At 75.9% G+C, this 15932-nt stretch carries 18 protein-coding genes; 13 read left to right on the top strand and 5 right to left on the bottom strand.

What is annotated here, in order from left to right:
* Positions 1-17 precede the first annotated feature (17 nt).
* The 4 genes from ACI6QG_RS07770 to ACI6QG_RS07755 are packed head-to-tail and all read left to right on the top strand — an operon-like array spanning position 18 to position 3301.
* A complete protein-coding gene (locus ACI6QG_RS07770; RefSeq protein WP_407024018.1) occupies positions 18-1274 on the top strand; it encodes an ABC transporter substrate-binding protein in 1257 nt (418 codons plus the stop codon).
* 4 nt (positions 1275-1278) lie between these two features.
* Positions 1279-2520 carry a serine hydrolase domain-containing protein gene (locus ACI6QG_RS07765; protein ID WP_407024017.1) on the top strand — a complete coding sequence of 414 codons (1242 nt, stop codon included), beginning with the start codon at positions 1279-1281 and terminating at the stop codon, positions 2518-2520.
* A gap of 52 nt (positions 2521-2572) precedes the next feature.
* Positions 2573-2743, top strand: a complete 171-nt coding sequence (locus ACI6QG_RS07760) for a hypothetical protein (RefSeq protein WP_407024016.1) — start codon at positions 2573-2575, stop codon at positions 2741-2743.
* Between the two features lie 39 nt (positions 2744-2782).
* Entirely contained in the window at positions 2783-3301 is a 519-nt protein-coding gene (locus tag ACI6QG_RS07755; RefSeq protein ID WP_407024015.1) for a biotin transporter BioY, read from the top strand.
* Position 3302: 1 nt separating this feature from the next.
* Here ACI6QG_RS07755 and ACI6QG_RS07750 read toward each other — a convergent pair whose 3' ends face one another.
* Both ACI6QG_RS07750 and ACI6QG_RS07745 read right to left on the bottom strand, forming a co-directional pair.
* Complete coding sequence (locus tag ACI6QG_RS07750) at positions 3303-4667, bottom strand: hypothetical protein (RefSeq protein ID WP_407024014.1); 1365 nt, start codon at positions 4665-4667, stop codon at positions 3303-3305.
* Positions 4668-4696: 29 nt separating this feature from the next.
* Entirely contained in the window at positions 4697-5629 is a 933-nt protein-coding gene (locus ACI6QG_RS07745; protein ID WP_407024013.1) for a glycosyltransferase family 2 protein, read from the bottom strand.
* A 45-nt stretch (positions 5630-5674) separates the two neighbouring features.
* On the opposite strand from ACI6QG_RS07745, the gene ACI6QG_RS07740 reads away from it, so the two are divergent.
* Positions 5675-7216: a hypothetical protein gene (locus tag ACI6QG_RS07740; protein ID WP_407024012.1), complete on the top strand. Its 1542-nt coding sequence runs from the start codon at positions 5675-5677 to the stop codon at positions 7214-7216.
* Here the strand turns inward: ACI6QG_RS07740 and ACI6QG_RS07735 are convergent.
* Both ACI6QG_RS07735 and phnF read right to left on the bottom strand, forming a co-directional pair.
* Positions 7209-8333 carry an alpha-D-ribose 1-methylphosphonate 5-triphosphate diphosphatase gene (locus ACI6QG_RS07735; RefSeq protein WP_407024011.1) on the bottom strand — a complete coding sequence of 375 codons (1125 nt, stop codon included), beginning with the start codon at positions 8331-8333 and terminating at the stop codon, positions 7209-7211. The genes ACI6QG_RS07740 and ACI6QG_RS07735 overlap by 8 nt on opposite strands.
* Entirely contained in the window at positions 8330-9070 is a 741-nt protein-coding gene (phnF, locus tag ACI6QG_RS07730; RefSeq protein WP_407024010.1) for a phosphonate metabolism transcriptional regulator PhnF, read from the bottom strand. The genes ACI6QG_RS07735 and phnF overlap by 4 nt, the downstream gene beginning before the upstream one ends.
* Positions 9071-9136: 66 nt before the next feature.
* Here phnF and phnG point away from each other — a divergent pair, with 66 nt between their 5' ends.
* From phnG to ACI6QG_RS07690, 8 genes are read left to right on the top strand one after another with little or no spacing between them, the layout of a single operon-like run.
* Entirely contained in the window at positions 9137-9559 is a 423-nt protein-coding gene (phnG, locus tag ACI6QG_RS07725; protein ID WP_407024009.1) for a phosphonate C-P lyase system protein PhnG, read from the top strand.
* Positions 9556-10116 (top strand): phosphonate C-P lyase system protein PhnH, encoded by a 561-nt coding sequence (gene phnH / locus ACI6QG_RS07720; protein WP_407024008.1) that lies wholly within the window; start codon positions 9556-9558, stop codon positions 10114-10116. The genes phnG and phnH overlap by 4 nt, the downstream gene beginning before the upstream one ends.
* The gene (locus ACI6QG_RS07715) at positions 10116-11219 is read left to right on the top strand and encodes a carbon-phosphorus lyase complex subunit (RefSeq protein WP_407024007.1); all 1104 of its coding nucleotides are present in this window, start codon (positions 10116-10118) and stop codon (positions 11217-11219) included. The genes phnH and ACI6QG_RS07715 overlap by 1 nt, the downstream gene beginning before the upstream one ends.
* Positions 11216-12049, top strand: a complete 834-nt coding sequence (locus ACI6QG_RS07710) for an alpha-D-ribose 1-methylphosphonate 5-phosphate C-P-lyase PhnJ (RefSeq protein ID WP_407024006.1) — start codon at positions 11216-11218, stop codon at positions 12047-12049. Before ACI6QG_RS07715 ends, ACI6QG_RS07710 begins: the two co-directional genes overlap by 4 nt.
* Complete coding sequence (gene phnK, locus ACI6QG_RS07705; RefSeq protein ID WP_407024005.1) at positions 12046-12801, top strand: phosphonate C-P lyase system protein PhnK; 756 nt, start codon at positions 12046-12048, stop codon at positions 12799-12801. The genes ACI6QG_RS07710 and phnK overlap by 4 nt, the downstream gene beginning before the upstream one ends.
* Positions 12798-13478 (top strand): phosphonate C-P lyase system protein PhnL, encoded by a 681-nt coding sequence (gene phnL, locus ACI6QG_RS07700; RefSeq protein ID WP_407024004.1) that lies wholly within the window; start codon positions 12798-12800, stop codon positions 13476-13478. The genes phnK and phnL overlap by 4 nt, the downstream gene beginning before the upstream one ends.
* A complete protein-coding gene (locus ACI6QG_RS07695; RefSeq protein ID WP_407024003.1) occupies positions 13475-14599 on the top strand; it encodes an alpha-D-ribose 1-methylphosphonate 5-triphosphate diphosphatase in 1125 nt (374 codons plus the stop codon). The genes phnL and ACI6QG_RS07695 overlap by 4 nt, the downstream gene beginning before the upstream one ends.
* The gene (locus ACI6QG_RS07690; protein WP_407024002.1) at positions 14596-15258 is read left to right on the top strand and encodes a DUF1045 domain-containing protein; all 663 of its coding nucleotides are present in this window, start codon (positions 14596-14598) and stop codon (positions 15256-15258) included. Before ACI6QG_RS07695 ends, ACI6QG_RS07690 begins: the two co-directional genes overlap by 4 nt.
* On the opposite strand, the gene ACI6QG_RS07685 is transcribed toward ACI6QG_RS07690, so the two are convergent.
* Entirely contained in the window at positions 15259-15846 is a 588-nt protein-coding gene (locus ACI6QG_RS07685) for an EF-hand domain-containing protein (RefSeq protein ID WP_407024001.1), read from the bottom strand.
* Positions 15847-15932: the final 86 nt, after the last annotated feature.

The raw sequence follows: 15932 nt of genomic DNA, 5'->3' as shown, positions 1-15932 counted from the left end.
AAACCGGAGGAAGCACCATGCACAGCATCACCCGCCGCGCCGCCCTCGGCGCCGGGGCCGGGCTGGCCGCCCTGCCCGCCGCCGCCCAGCCGGCGCGCGACGCCACGCCCCGCCCGCCCGCGCAGGACACCATCCGCATCGGCGTGCTGGCCGATTTCTCCGGCCCCTACCGCGACACCTCCGGCCCCACCTCGGTGGCCGCCGTGCAGCAGGCGGTGGAGGATCTGGGGCTGGGCCAGCGCGGCATCAACGTCGAGGTCATCCAGGGCGACCACCTGAACCGTCCCGACGCGGCGCTGGCCATCGCCCGGCAATGGGTGGACCAGCGCGGCGTGGACATGATCTGCGAGGTCAACAACAGCGCCATCGCGCTGGCGGTGGCCAACCTGGTGCGGGAGAAGGACAAGGTCCAGCTCGCCTCGGGCGCCGCCTCCTCCGCGCTCACCGGCGCGCAGTGCTCCTCGCACACCATCCAGTGGACCTACGACACCTGGATGTTCGCCAACGTGGTCGGCGGCGCCTCCGTGCGCTCGGGCGGCGACACCTGGTTCATGCTCACCGCCGACTACGCCTTCGGCCACCAGCTGGAGCGCGACGTCACGGGCTTCGTGCAGCGGGCCGGCGGGAGGATGCTGGGGGCGGCGCGCTTCCCCTTCCCCGGCACCACCGACTTCAGCAGCTACCTCCTGCAGGCCCAGGCCAGCCGCGCCAAGGTGGTGGGGCTGGCCACCGCAGCGCAGGACACGGTGAACGCCATCAAGCAGGCGCGCGAGTTCGGGCTGACGCGGCGCGGCCAGCAGCTGGCCGGGCTGGTGATGTTCATCACCGACGTCCACGCCATCGGGCTGGAAACGGCGCAGGGCCTCATCATGAGCGAGGTGTTCTACCACGACCTGAACGACCGCACGCGCGGCCTGGCGCGCCGCATCCTGCGCCGCACGCCGACGAACATGCCCAACCAGGAGCACGCCGGCACCTATTCCTGCGCCATCCACTACCTCAAGGCGGTGGCGGAGGTCGGTGCGGCGCGGGCCAAGCAGTCGGGCGCGGCGGTGCTGGAGGTGATGCGCCGCATGCCGACCGACGACGACGCCTTCGGCCCCGGCCGCATCCGCGAGGACGGGCGCAAGATGCATCCCGCCTACCTGTTCGAGGTGAAGAGCCCCGCCGAATCCAGCGGCCCGTGGGACTACTTCAAGCTGCGCGCGACGGTGGGAACGGAGGAAGCCTGGCGGCCGCTGAGCGAAGGCGGCTGCCCCCTGGTGAGGAGCTGAGACGATGATCGCACGACGCACCCTGCCGGTCCTGGCCGGCGGCCTGCTGGCCACCCCCGCCCTGGCGCAGACCGAGGCGCTGCGCCGCGGCTTCTCGCCCGCGCGGCTGGACCGCTTCGCGCCCGCCATGGCGCGCGAGATCGAGCGCGGATCCTTCCTCGGCGCCGTGGCCCTGGTGGCGCGGGAGGGCGAGGTGGTCCACCACGCCGCCTACGGCCACCGCGACCAGGCCCGGCGGCAGGCGATGACCAACGACAGCGTCTTCCTCATGGCCTCCATGACCAAGCCGCTGACCAGCGTGGCGGCGATGATGCTGGCCGAGGAAGGGCGCATCCAGCTGCGCGACAACATCGCGCAGTACCTGCCGGAGCTGCGCTCCCTGGTGGTGCACACCCCGCAGGGCGACCAGCCGCTGGCCCGCCCGGTGACGGTGCAGGACCTGCTGCGCCACTCCTCGGGCTTCGTCTACGCCGACGCCGCGCCCGAGCGCATCCGCGACCTCTACCGCCAGCACGACATCGAGGCGCGCAACGGCCTCCTGCCGGGCGACGAGATGCTGCGCCGGCTGGGCACCATCCCGCTGGCCTTCCAGCCCGGCACGCAGTTCTTCTATTCCATCAGCACCGACGTGCTGGGGCTGCTGCTCGAGCGCGCCGCAGGCGAGCGGCTGGACCGCATCATCGAGAGCCGCCTCACCGGCCCGCTGGGCATGCGCGACACCGTCTGGTTCGTGGACGACGCCCGCGCCGCCCGGCTGGCCGAGGCGCCGGACGCCGACCCGCTGAAGGCCGGCATGTGGGCCTCCTACCGCATCCGCCAGGACGAGCGCGAGCGCTCCTACCTCAAGGGCGGGGCGGGGATGGTGGGCACCGCGGCCGACTACCACCGCTTCTGCCAGATGCTGCTGGACGGCGGCACGCTGGACGGGCGGCGCTACCTCTCGCCCAGCACCGTGCGCTTCATGATAAGCAACCACATCGTGGGCATGGCGGGCTCGCCCATGGCGTCCACCGGGCCGGGCTACGGCTTCGGGCTGGGCTTCGGCGTGCGGCTGGACCACGGCATGGGCCACGCGCCGGGCAGCCCCGGCGACGCCATGTGGGCCGGCGCCTGGGGCACCTCCTTCACCATCGACCCGGCGCAGCGGCTGGTGGGCGTGTTCATGGCCCAGGGCCCGTCGAACCGCGTGCACACGCGCATGCTGTTCAAGAACCTGGTCTACGGCGCGCTGGTGGAGAACGGTTGACCCCGGCCGGCGCCGCGCCATCTTCCCCCCAGGCAAGACGGAGGATGGCGCGATGATCCTGCGACCGATGGGCGCGACGATGGGGATGCTGTCCCTGGCGCTGGTGGCGAAGTGGGCTTTCCTGGCGGGGATGGCGGCGGGCTCGGTGGCGATCGGCGCGCTGTGCGCCCTGCGGGGCCGCCGCACGGCCGCGCCCACGATGGACGAGCCGCCGCCGGCCTGACGCTGGACGGCGGCGCGCCGCCGTGGCAGGGCGCGGGGGATGATCCAGACCCTCTCCTCCGCCGCCGGCCTGCGCTTCGCGGCCCTGGCCTTCCTCGGCTCCCTCGTGCTCGCCGCCTCGGCGCAGGCGGCGGTGCCGCTGTGGCCGGTGCCGATGACGCTGCAATCCCTCGCCGTGCTGCTGCTCGGCGCGCTGGGCGGCGCGCGGCTGGGCGCGGCTTCCGTCGCGCTCTACCTGGCGGAAGGCGCGCTGGGCATGCCGGTCTTCGCCAATGGGCAGGGCGGGCTGGCCGCGCTGGCGGGCCCCACGGCGGGCTTCCTGCTGGGCTTCCTGCCGGCCGCCGCCCTGGCCGGGCTGGCGGCGCGCGGCCCCTGGTGGCGCCAGGGCGGCGCCCTGCTGGCGGCGCACCTGGTGCTCTTCGTGCCGGGCGTGCTGTGGCTGGCGGGCTTCGTCGGGCTGGAGCGCGCCTTCTGGGCCGGCTTCGTGCTGTTCATCCCGGGCACGCTGGTGAAGGTGGCGCTGGCCCTGGCGACGCTGCGGGCGCTGCCCCGGCGCTGAATCAGCGCAGGCGGCAGTCGCGGCCCATCTCCAGCACCAGGCTGCCGGCCTCCGCCGACCCGTCCAGCGAGAGCTGGACCGGCGGCCGCCCCTCGCTTCCGTCGAAGGCCGGGCGCCCGAAGATGGCGCGGCGCACCACCCAGTCCGGCGCGTCCGCCGCGAAGCGCAGGGTGAGCGACGGCGCGCCGGCCGCCGCGGCGAGGCCCGCCTCCAGCGCCGGCAGGACCACCGCCTGGCAGGCGCCGCCGCGGAAGATGCGCCACTGAATGAGCGCCTGGTTGGCCAGCATCAGCGTCGCGGCGAGGCCCAGCGCGGCCAGCGCGGCGCCCCGGCGGCGCCACGCCTCGCGCCCCAGCGCGGCCAGCAGCAGCGCCAGCGGCGCCGCGGCGGCGTAGAGGTAGTGCGCCGCCGGTTCCGGCAGCGACAGCACCGGCAGCAGGAACACGAAGTAGGCCACGAGGTAGAGCGGCACCACCCGCCAGCCGAACCAGCGCCCCGCCAGCGCCAGCAGCCCGGCATGCAGCAGCCCCGCGGCCAGGAAGGCCGGCAGTCCCAGCCGCGACTGGCGCGGGAAGTCGGTCAGGTGCGGCAGGAAGGGGAAGGCCCAGTAGCCGGACAGGTTGCGGTCCAGGAAGCGGCCGCCCGGCGCGTAGTAACCGGCGCCGGTGCGCCCGGCCAGGGTGGCCTCGATGGCGGGCAGGCGGGCCAGCAGGTAGGCCGCCACCGGCAGCGCGCCCAGCGCCAGCACCGCCGCCGCCCGCCGCCACGAAAAGCCCCCCGGCGCCGGGGCCAGGGCGCGCTGCGCGGCGATGGCCAGCATCAGCGCGAGGGGCAGCGCGGCCGCGGCCTCCTTCGACAGGATGGCCCCGGCTGAGCACAGCAGCAGGGCGGCGCCGCGCCGCGCGTCCAGCCCCGCCGCCATGATGCGCCAGGCGGCCGCCGCCGCCAGGATGGCGAAGAAGGTGAACCAGCGGTCGAAGGAGGCGCCGACCCAGCCGGTAGCCGCGGTGGCCAGGGGCGAGGCGACGAAGGCCAGCCCGGTGCCCAGCGCCAGCCCGCGCGGCGCGCCCAGCTGCGCCAGGGCCAGCATCAGCGCCGCCGCCACGCCTCCGTGCATCAGCAGGTCCAGCCCGTGCACGGCCTGGGGCGAACGCTCCATCAGCAGCGCCCACAGCCCCTGCTGCAGGAAGCCGATGGGCCGCACGGGATGGCCGAAATCCGGGCCGGGATGCACCTCGGCGTAGCGGCGAGCGTAGTCCCACCAGCCGGCGCGGCGGATGTGGTCCAGCCGTTCCCACTCGTCGTGGGAGAAGAAGCCGGGGTTGAGCAGCAGCAGCGGGTGCAGCAGCAGCGCCGCCGCCAGCATCGCCGGGACGGCCCAGGCGGGCAGGCGCGTCAGCTTCCCGCCGCCAGGTAGGCCAGGCGCTTCATCTCGCGGCGGCTGTGGGTGACGGCGGCGAGGATGAGCCCCACCGCCAGCGCCAGCAGCGCCGACAGCACCAGCCCGGAGGCCAGCACCGCGGTAGGCAGGCGCGGCACCAGCCCAGTGGACAGGAATTCCAGCACCACCGGCAGGCCCAGCCCCAGCCCGGCCAGCAGCAGCAGCGCCGCCACGGCGCCGAAGAACTCCAGCGGCCGCTCGCGCTGCACCAGCACGCCGATCAGGCGCAGGATGACGAAGCCGTCGCGGTAGGTGGCCAGCTTGGAGGTCGAGCCCTCGGGCCGCTCGCCGTAGGGGGCGCTGATCTCGCCGACCGGGAGCTTCAGCTCCAGCGCGTGGATCATCAGCTCCGTCTCGATCTCGAAGCCCGCCGACATCGCCGGGAAGGACTTCACGAAGCGGCGGGAGAACACCTTGTAGCCGCTCAGCATGTCGTTGGTCTGCTGGCCGAAGACGCGGCCCACCAGCCCGGTCAGCATCCGGTTGCCGAAGCGGTGGCCGCGGCGATACGCCTTCTGCCCCGTCTCCTCGCGCGCGACGTTCACCATGTCCAGCCGGTGCGCGATGGCGTGGTCCACCAGCCGCCGCGCGGCGGAGGCGTCGTAGGTGGCGTCGCCGTCCACCATCACGTACCAGTCGGCCTCGATGTCGGCGAACATGCGGCGCACCACGCTGCCCTTGCCGGGGCGGGTCTCGGCGCGCACCTCGGCGCCCGCGGCGCGCGCCGCATCCGCCGTGCCGTCGGTGCTGTTGTTGTCGTACACGTAGATGACGGCGCCGGGCAGCGCGGCGCGGAAGCCGCGCACCACCTCCGCCACCGTCAGCGCCTCGTTGTGGCAGGGGACGAGGACGGCGATGGCGGGCCGGGGCGGGTTCGGTTCAGGCACGCGGGTCGTCTAGCGGCGGCAGGCGGCTTGTTGCAATACGGCCCCATGCGCCGCCTCCCCCTCCTGCTGCTCGCCTGCTGCCTGGCCGCGGGGCTGTGGTCGGTGCTCGCCGGCACCGACCGCAACTGGGACCTGCGGAACTACCAGCTCTACGTCGCCTTCGCCTGGCTGGAGGGGCGCCTGTTCCAGGACGTCGCGGCGGCGCAGATGCAGGCCTTCTACAACCCCGTGCCCCACCTGCCCTGGTATGGCCTGCTGCGCGGGCTGAACGATTACCCGCGCCTGTTCGCCTTCGTCGGCGGCCTGCCGGCGGGGGTGCTGGCCTTCCTGTTCCTGCGCGTGGCCCACGCCCACGCGGCCGTGGTGGTGCCCGGGCGGGGGGTGGCGCTGCTGCTGGCGGCGGTCGCGGGGCTGGCGGGGCTGACCGGCGCGGCCTTCGTGCCGGCCATCGGGCTCTCCTCCGCCGACGCGGCGGTGGCGGTGCCGGTGATGGCGGCCTACGCCCTGGTGCTGCGCGCCGCCCTCCGCCGCGGCACCATCGGCGAGCGGCCCAGCCTGGCCGCCATGGCCGGCGCCGGGCTGCTGCTGGGCCTGGCCGGCGGGCTGAAGATGACGGCCGCCCCCTTCGGCGCCGCCATCGGCCTGATGATCCTCGCCACCCTGGGGCTGCGGGCCGCCGCGGCGGCGGGGCTGGCGCTGGCGGCCGGCTTCCTGCTGACCTGGGCGCCGCATGCGCTGACCCTGTGGCGGGAAACCGGCAACCCGCTGTTCCCGCACTTCAACCACGTCTTCCGCTCGCCGCTGCTGCCGGCGGAGGCCATCCGCGACGAGCGCTTCCTGCCGCGCTCGGCCTTGCAGGCGGTGCTCTACCCCTTCTGGTGGCTGCGCGAGACCTCCGGGCTGGTGACGGAACTGCGCTTCCGCGACTGGCGCATCCCGCTGGGCTACCTGGCGGCGCTGGCGGCGCTGCCGCCGCTGCTGGCCGGGCGCGCCGGGGCGGGGGCACGGGCCGCCTGGCTGCTGCTCGGCGCCTGCGCCCTCTCCTACGCGCTGTGGGCGTGGCTGTTCGGCGTCTATCGCTACCTCATCGTGCTGGAGATGCTGGCCTGCCTGCTGCCGATGCTGGCGGCGGCGCTGTGGGCGCGCGGGCGGTGGCGCCCGGTGCTGGCGGTGGCGCTGCTGGCCGCCGTGGCGGCCCTGGCCACCACGGTGCGGCCGAACTGGGGGCATGGGCGGCACGGCGCGCAGGTCATCTCCGTGCCGCCGCTGCCGGTGCCGCCCGGCGCGCTGCTGCTGGCCACGGGGGACGAGCCGCACGGCTACCTGGCGGTGTTCATGCCGCGGGACGCCCGCATGATGAACCTGGGCGCCAACTTCATCACCCCCGCCGAGACCGCCCTGGTGCGCCGCATGCGCGAGGTGCTGGCGGCCCACCAGGGGCCGGTCTGGTCGGTGTCCCTGCCGGAGGCCGCGGCGCGGCGCGACGCCACGCTGGCACGCTTCGGCCTGGCCATCGCCGGCCCGTGCGAGACGGTGCGGACCAGCCTGGACGCGCACGCCTTCTGCCCGCTGCGCAAGTTCAACTGAGGCGCGGCGCCGCCCCCGGCGCCAGCCACGCCAACTCCCCGCCCGCCAGCACCGCCACCGCCGCGCCCCCCGGCGTCGCCAGCAGCACGTCCGCGCGCATGCCGTCCTCCAGCGTGCCGCGGTCGTGCAGGCCCATCGCGGCGGCGGGGTGCGCGCTGGCCAGCGCCCAGGCGGCGGGCAGGTCCATCGCGCCGCGCGCGGCCAGGACGAAGGGGGCGCGCAGCAGGGCGGGCCAGTGGTAGTCGCTGGCCAGCACCGTCACCAGCCCGCGCTCGGCCAGGGGCGCGGCGCTGGCCCAGCCCAGGTGGCTGCCGCCGCGCACCACGTTGGGCGCGCCCATCACCACCGGCTCGCCGTGGGCGCGGGCGTCCTGCGCCACCGCCTCGGCCATGGGGAACTCGCAGCAGCGGGCCCCAAGGGCACGGAAGGCGGCGCGCTGCGCCGGCGTGGCGTCGTCGTGGCTCAGCATGGGCACGCCGGCGGCGGCGCAGGCGGCGGCCAGCCGCGCCTGGCTGGCCGGCACCTCCGCGTGGCGGGCGGCGGCGGCGCGGGCCAGGGCGGCGAACTCGGCCTCCGCGCAGCCGGCGCGGCCGGCGTACTTGCCCAGCTGCTTCGGGTCCTCCAGGCGGCGCAGGATGCCGGGCGTGTGGTCGTTGAAGCCCAGCACCGCCACGCGCCCGGCGGCGATGGCGGCCAGGGCGTCGGGCTCGGCGTCGAGGTTGTCGGCCTCCCAGCGCAGGTGCAGCCGCAGGTCGGGGCCGGGCGGCGGCGCCGCCAGCGCGTCCAGCAGCGCGCGGAAGCTGGCCAGCGAGCGCAGCCCCGGCTCCCAGGACAGGGTGACGCCCAGCGCGGCGGTGGTGATGCCGCTGGCCAGCATCTGCGCCGCGGCGTCGGCCAGGGCGAAGGGCGCGGGGAAGGCGACGCCCGGGCGGGGCTGCAGGCAGCGCTCATGCGCGTCGCCGTGGATGTCCACCAGTCCGGGCAGCACCAGCAGCCCGCTGGCGTCCAGCCGCCGCCCGCCGGGGGCGCCGATGACGCCGCCCTCGATGCCCAGGGTGGCGGGTTCCAGGCGGCCGCCGCGCAGCACGCGCCCGCCCGCGATGCGCCAGCCCGTCATGCCTCCCCCACCACCAGCTGCGCCCGCCCGGCGGCGTAGCGCGTCACCGTCGCGTCTACCGGCCGCGCCTCGCCGTCCACGTTCACCGCCTCGCTCACCAGCACCGGGCGGGCGCGGGATTGCGCCAGCGCCTCCGCCTCCTCGGCCGTGGGCATGCGCGCGGTGATGCGCGTCACCTGCCGGCGGTAGTCCGGCACGCCGCAGGCGGCCAGCGCGCGGGTGATGGAGGGGTCCTGCCGCAGCAGGTTGGCGATGCGCCCGAAGCGCGCGGCGGGGAAGTGGTGCGCCCCCAGCGCCACCGGGCGGCCATCGGCCATGGCCAGGCGCTCGGCCAGCACCACGCGGGCGCCCTTGCGCAGCCCCAGCAGCTCCGCCACGCGCGCATCGGCGGCGATCTCGGCCAGGCGCAGCAGGCGGCCCTGCGGCTCGCGGCCCTGGCGCTGGATGATCTCGCTGAAGCGGGTGCGCGGGCCCAGCGGGTAGTCCAGCACGTCCTCCGCCACGAAGGAGCCGCGGCCCTGCTCCACCCGCACGACGCCCTGGGACTCCAGGTGCTCCATGGCGCGGCGCAGGGTGTGGCGGTTCACGCCGAAGCGGGCGGCCAGCTCGCCCTCCGTCGGCAGGCGGGCGCCCGGGGCATGGCGGCCGGCGGCGATGGCGCCGGCCAGCGCCTCGGCGATCTGCCGCCACAGCGCGAGGCCGGAGCCGCGGTCGAGCGTCACGGAATCTTCAACCAAGACCGGACCTCCAGCCCGTACATCCGCGTTGACCCTGGCATGGCAGATGTGTAGCTGTCTAGACCTATGAGTACGCGAGCGGAATGGATGGCGGTGCTGGCGCGGGCCGACGGGCCGGCGCTGCGCGCGGCGGCGGGGCCCCTGCCCCCCTGGCGCCGGGTGCGCGGGCCCGAGGCCGGGCTGACCATGCTGCGCGGCCGCGCCGGCGGCGACGGCGCCCCCTTCAACCTGGGCGAGGCGACGGCGACGCGCTGCACCGTGGCGCTGGCCGACGGCACGCTGGGCCATGGCTGGCGCCTGGGCCGCGACAAGGACGCCGCCGAGGTCTCGGCGGTGCTGGACGCGCTGCTGCAAGGGCCGCAGGGCGCCGCGTGGCACGCGCGCGTGGTGGCCCCGCTGCGGGAGGCGCTGGCGGCGGCGGCGGCGCGCGACGCCCGGCGCGCCGCCGCCACCGCGGTGCGCTTCGCCACGCTGGGGACGATGCGATGAGGGCCGGCTTCGCGGACCCCGTGCTGGGCGCGCAATCCGCCTTCCGCGCGGCGATGGAGGCGACGGCCCGGCCCGGCAGCATCCAGGCCCTTCCCGTGCTGCCCGACGCCCCGCCGGGGCTGGACCTCGCGGCGGCCGCCCTGCTGCTGGCCCTGGCGGACGACACCACGCCGCTGTGGACCGCGGCCGGGGCGGAAGCGCGCGGCTGGCTGGCCTTCCATTGCGGCGCCCCCTTCGCCCTGCCCGCGGCCGCCGCCTTCCTGCTGGGACCGCCTCCGCCGCTGGCGACGCTGGGCCTGGGCAGCGACGAGGCGCCGCAGGACGGCGCCACCCTGCTCCTCCCCGTCGCCGCGCTGGAGGATGACGGGCCGCTGCTGCTGCGCGGGCCGGGCATCCGCGGCGAGCGCCGCCTGGGCGTGGCCGGGCTGCCGGAAGGCTTCTGGGCGGCGCGCGCCGCGCTGGCGCCGCTGGCGCCGCGCGGCCTGGACGTCTTCCTGTGCTGCGGGGCACGGCTGGCCGCCCTCCCGCGCTCCACCCGCGTGACGGAGGCCGGCTGATGTACGTGGCGGTGAAGGGCGGCGAGGCCGCCATCGCGGCGGCGCACCGCTGGCTGGCGCACGAGCGCCGCGGCGACCCTGCCCTGCCGGAGCTGGGCGTGGCGCAGCTGGAGGCGCAGCTCGGGCTGGCGGTGGAGCGCGTGATGGCCGAGGGCTCCTGCTTCGACCGCGGGCTGGCGGCGCTGGCGGTGAAGCAGGCGCGCGGCGACCTCATCGAGGCGGCGTTCCTGCTGCGCGCCTACCGCACCACCCTGCCGCGCTTCGCGTCCGCGCAGCCGCTGGACACCGGCGCCATGCGGGTGCGCCGGCGCATCAGCGCCACCTACAAGGACCTGCCGGGCGGGCAGGTGCTGGGACCCACCTTCGACTACACCCACCGCCTGCTGGACTTCGCCCTGGCCGCCGAGGGCGCGCCCCCCGCCCCGCCGGAGGAGGAGGAGGCCGGCGCGGCACCCATGCCGCGGGTGACGGAGATCCTGGCGCAGGAGGGCCTGATGGCGCGCGACGACGCGGCCGCCGCCGAGGCCCCGCACGACCTGACGCGCGAGCCCCTGCCCTTCCCCGCCGGTCGCGACGCCCGCCTGCAGGCGCTGGCGCGCGGCGACGAGGGCTTCCTGCTCGGCCTGGGCTATTCCACCCAACGCGGCTACGGCAACGCCCACCCCTTCGTGGCCGAGCTGCGGGTGGGCGAGGTGGAGGTGTTCGTGGAGCCCGCCGAGCTGGGCTTCGCCGTCAGCCTGGGCGAGGTGACGGTGACGGAGTGCCAGATGGTCAACCAGTTCGCCGGCGCGAAGGAGCGCCCGCCGCAATTCACCCGCGGCTACGGGCTGGTGATGGGCCACAACGAGCGCAAGGCCATGGCCATGGCCCTGGTGGACCGCGCCCTGATGGCGCGCGAGCTGGGCGAGGAGGCCGGCGCCCCGGCCCAGGACGAGGAATTCGTGCTGCTGCACGCCGACAACGTGGAGGCCACCGGCTTCGTGGAGCACCTGAAGCTGCCGCACCACGTGGACTTCCAGAGCGAGCTGGAGAAGCTGCGCTCCGTCCGCGCCCGCTGGGAGGCGCAGCGCGCCGCCCCGCCGGCGCAGGAGGCCGCGGAATGAGCCACGACCCCGGCTACAACTTCGGCTACCTCGACGAGGCGACCAAGCGGATGATCCGCCGCGCCATCCTCAAGGCGCTGGCCATCCCCGGGCACCAGATCCCCTTCGGCGCGCGCGAGATGCCGCTGCCCTATGGCTGGGGCACCGGCGGCATCGCCGTCACCGCCGCCGTGCTGGGCCCGAGCGACGTGCTGAAGGTGATCGACCAGGGCGCGGACGACACCACCAACGCGGTGTCCATCCGCCGCTTCTTCGCCCGCGTGGCCGGGGTGGAGACCACGACGGAGACCGCCCGCGCCACCGTCATCCAGACGCGCCACCGCATCCCGGAGCGCCCGCTGGCGGAAGGCCAGGTGATGGTGTTCCAGGTGCCGATGCCCGAGCCGCTGTTCCGCCTGGAGCCCCGCCTGGCCGAGACGCGCCGCCTGCACGCGCTGGGCGACTACGCCCTGGCGCAGCTGCGCCTCTACGAGGACATCGCGCACCAGGGCGAGGGCGGCTCCTCCTACAACCACCCGGTGATGGTGGCGGGGCGCTACCTGATGTCGCCCTCGCCCATCCCCGGCTACGACAACCCGAAGCTGCACATGTCGCCCGCCACCCTGCTGTTCGGCGCGGGGCGGGAGAAGAAAATCTACGCCGTGCCGCCCTGGACGGAGGTGCGCAGCCTGGACTTCGACGACCACCCCTTCACCCCGGTGCGCGCCCGCCAGCCCTGCGCCTTCTGCGGCAGCCCGGACAGCTACAAGGACGAAATCGTGGCCGATGACCGCGGCGGGCGCGTCTTCGTGTGCTCCGACACCGACTTCTGCCGGGAGAACCAGGCATGAGCCCGCTGCTGGAGGCCGCGGGGCTGCGGCTGCGCTTCGGCGCCACCCGCGCGCTGGACGACGTGGCGGTGGCCATCTGGCCCGGCGAGGTGGTGGCCATCGTGGGCGAGAGCGGCTCGGGCAAGTCCACCCTGCTGCGGGTGCTGTCCGGCCAGCAGGCGCCCGACGCCGGCAGCGTGCGCCACGCCGGCGAGGAGGTGCACGACCTGCCCGAGGCGCGGCGGCGGCGGCTGATGTGCACCGAATGGGGCTATGTCCACCAGAACGCGCGCGACGGGCTGCGCATGGGCGTCTCGGCCGGGGGCAACATCGGCGAGCGGCTGATGGCTGCCGGCGGCCGGCACTATGGCGGCATCCGCGCCGCCGCGGCGGAATGGATGGCCCGCGTGGAGCTGGACCCGGCGCGGATGGACCAGCTGCCGCGCACCTTCTCGGGCGGGATGCAGCAGCGGCTGCAGATCGCCCGCTGCCTGGTGACGCAGCCCCGGCTGGTGTTCATGGACGAGCCGACCGGCGGGCTGGACGTCTCGGTCCAGGCGCGGCTGCTGGACCTGGTGCGCCGCCTGGTGAGCGAGCTGGGGCTGGCGGTGTTCTTCGTCACCCACGACATCGCCGCCGCGCGGCTGCTGGCGCACCGCATCCTGGTGATGCGCCACGGGCGGGTGGTGGAGGAAGGCCTGGCCGACCGCGTGCTGGACGACCCGCGCCACCCCTACACGCAGCTGCTCGTCGCCTCGGTGCTGGCGGCATGAGCGTGCTGCTGTCCGTCGAGGGGCTGGGCAAGTCCTTCACCCTGCACCTGCAGGGCGGCCTGACGCTGCCGGTGCTGCGCGGCGTCTCGCTGGAGGTGCGCGCGGGGGAATGCGTGGCGCTGTCCGGCCCCTCGGGGGCGGGGAAGTCCACGCTGATGCGCTGCCTGCAGGGCAATTACGGCGCCGATGCCGGGCGCATCCGCATCCGCCACCGCGGCGCCTGGCTGGACCTCGCGGAGGCCGACGCCCGCGCGGTGCGCGAGGTGCGGGCGGAGACGCTGGGCTACGTCTCGCAGTTCCTGCGCGCCATCCCGCGCGTCCCGGCGCTGGAGCTGGTGATGGAGGAAGGGCTGGACCGCGCCGCCGCCGCCGCCCTGCTGCGCCGCCTGAACCTGCCCGGGCGCCTGCACGGCCTGCCGCCCGCCACCTTCTCGGGCGGGGAGCAGCAGCGGGTCAACCTGGCGCGCGGATTCGCCCGCCCCCGCCCGGTGATGCTGTTGGACGAGCCCACCGCCAGCCTGGACGCCGCCAACCGCGACGTCGTCGTCGCCCTGATCCGCGAGGCCAAGGCGGCCGGCAGCGCCGTCATCGGCATCTTCCACGACGCCGAGGTGCGCGACGCCGTGGCCGACCGCCTCTTTCCCGTGCTCCCGCTCGCCGCTACCGAGGCCGCATGATCCTGACCAACGCGATGCTCGTCCTGCCCGACGAGGTAGTGCACGGCACCGTCCACCTGGAGGACGGGCTGATCCGCGACATCCAGCCCGGCCCGGCCCGCCACCCCGGCGCGCATGACCTGGAGGGCGACCTGCTGATCCCGGGCATCGTGGACCTGCACACGGACAACCTGGAGCGCCAGGTGCAGCCGCGCGCCAACGCCCGCTGGCCCTCGCGCTCCGCCTTCCTGGCGCATGACGCGCAATGCGCGGTGGCCGGCGTGACCACCGTGCTGGACGCGCTGTGCCTGGGCGACCTGGGCTTCGACCAGGGCCGCGACCAGACCTTCCAGGAGGGCGTGGGCGACCTGACCCACTGGTCCGGCACCGGGCTGCTGCGCGCCGAGCACCTGCTGCACCTGCGCTGCGAGCTGCCGGCCAAGGACATGCCGGCCCTGCTGGACGGCGTGGCCGAGCACCCGCTGGTGGCGATGGTCTCGCTGATGGACCACTCGCCGGGCGTGGGGCAGTACCGCGACCTAGAGCGCTACAAGGCCATGCGCATCAAGCAGACGCGCATGACCCCGGCCGAGGTGGACCAGCGCATCGCCGAGCTGCAGGCCAACCGCGACGCGACGCTGGAGAAGCAGCGCCGCTGGGTGCTCGACCGCCTGGCCGACCGCGGCATCCCCCTGGCCTCCCACGACGACGAGAGCGCGGCGCAGGTGCGCCGCAACGCCGCGGACGGCATCCGCATCAGCGAGTTCCCGGTGACGCGCGAGGCCGCGGAGGCGGCGCGCGACATCGGCGTGGGCGTCATCGCCGGCGCGCCCAACGTGGTGCGCGGCGGCTCGCACAGCGGCAACGTGGCGGCGATGGAGCTGGTGCGCGCCCGCGCGGTGGACGCCCTGGCCAGCGACTACGTGCCCCCCGCCCTGGTGGAGGCCGCCTTCCTGCTGGCCGGGGAAACCGGCCTGCCCGCGGCGGTGCGGACGGTGACGGAGGCCCCGGCCCGCATGGCCGCGCTGCACGACCGCGGCGCCCTGCGCCCCGGCCTGCGCGCCGACCTGGTGCGCGTGCGCCGGCACGAGGGGATGCCGGTGGTACGCGCCACCTGGCTGCGCGGCGCACGGGTGGCATGATGCGCGCGGCGCTGTACTGGGCGCCGGATGTGGCGGACCCGCTGCACGCCGCCGGCTCCGCCTGGCTGGGCCGCGACGCCGAGACCGGCGCCACGCTGCCGCAGCCCGACGACCGGCGCGAGGTGACGGCGGAGGCGCGGTCCTACGGCCTGCACGCCACGCTGAAGCCGCCGTTCCGGCTGGCCCATGGCTGGGGCCCCTTCATGGAGGACGTCCAGGCCTTCGCCGCGCGCCTCGCCCCCTTCGCCCTGCCGCCGCTGGCGGTGATGGACCTGAAGGGCTTCCTGGCGCTGCGCGAAGCCGCGCCCTGCGCCGCGCTGCACGCCCTGGCGGACGCGGCGGTGCAGGAGCTGGACGCCCATCGCGCCCCCGCCCCGCCGGAGGAGCTGGCCCGCCGCCGCCGCGCCGGGCTCTCGCCGCGGCAGGAGGCGCACCTGGCCGACTGGGGCTACCCCTGGGTGCTGGACGAGTGGCGTTTCCACGTGACGCTGACCCGGCGCCTGGACGCCGCCGAGCGCCCCCGCTGGATGGCGGAGGCGCAGGCCGTGCTGGGCGAGGCCGCCGCCCGCCCGCGGCTGGTGCGGGAGGTCTGCGTCTTCACCCAGGCGGGGCCAGGGGCGCCGTTCCTGGTGGCGGAACGGCTGCCCCTGGGCGGGTAGTCAGCGCGCTGGCGCGTCGCCGCGCGGGCCGCCGTGGTGCGGGCCGCCGTGGTGCAGGCCGTGGCCATGCCGGTAGCCACCGCCATGCCGGCCCATCCGCGGCAGCTCCGCCCGGTCCACCGCGCCGTCGCCATTGGCGTCCATGGCGCGGAAGCGGGCCGAGAGCGGCGCCTGCATCTCCGCCAGGGTCAGGTTGCCGTCGGAATTGGCGTCCAGGGCGCGGAACATCGCGGCGCGGCGCTCAGAGCCGCGCTGCAGGTGCTCGGGGCGCGGGCCGGGCTGGGCGGCGGCGCCGTCGCGGCCCGGGGCGCGCAGGTTGCCGAACTCGGCGAAGGACAGGCTGCCGTTGCGGTCGGCGTCGGCGGCGCCGAAGCGCTCCTGCGCCACCGCCCATGCCTCGTCCCAGGCCACGCGGCCGTCGCGGTTGGCGTCCAGGCGCTCGAACATGCGCTCCAGGCCGCCGCGGGGGCCGGTGGCCTGCGCGCCGGGGCCGGCGCCCTGCGGGGCGGGGGCGGCGGGCTGGGCCAGCACGGGGGCGGCGGCGAGCAGCGCGGCGCCCATCGCCAGGAAGGCCTTGGTCTTGGTCATCTCGGTCATGCTCCTGTCGGGGCCAGGGAAGGCGGCCCCGTCACCAGCAAGATGGGCGGGGCATGTAACGCCCACCCCGCCGCTGC

It is taken from the genome of Sabulicella flocculans (assembly GCF_045449635.1).
Taxonomy (GTDB): domain Bacteria; phylum Pseudomonadota; class Alphaproteobacteria; order Acetobacterales; family Acetobacteraceae; genus Roseococcus.
This window is presented reverse-complemented; position numbering and strand designations above follow the sequence as displayed.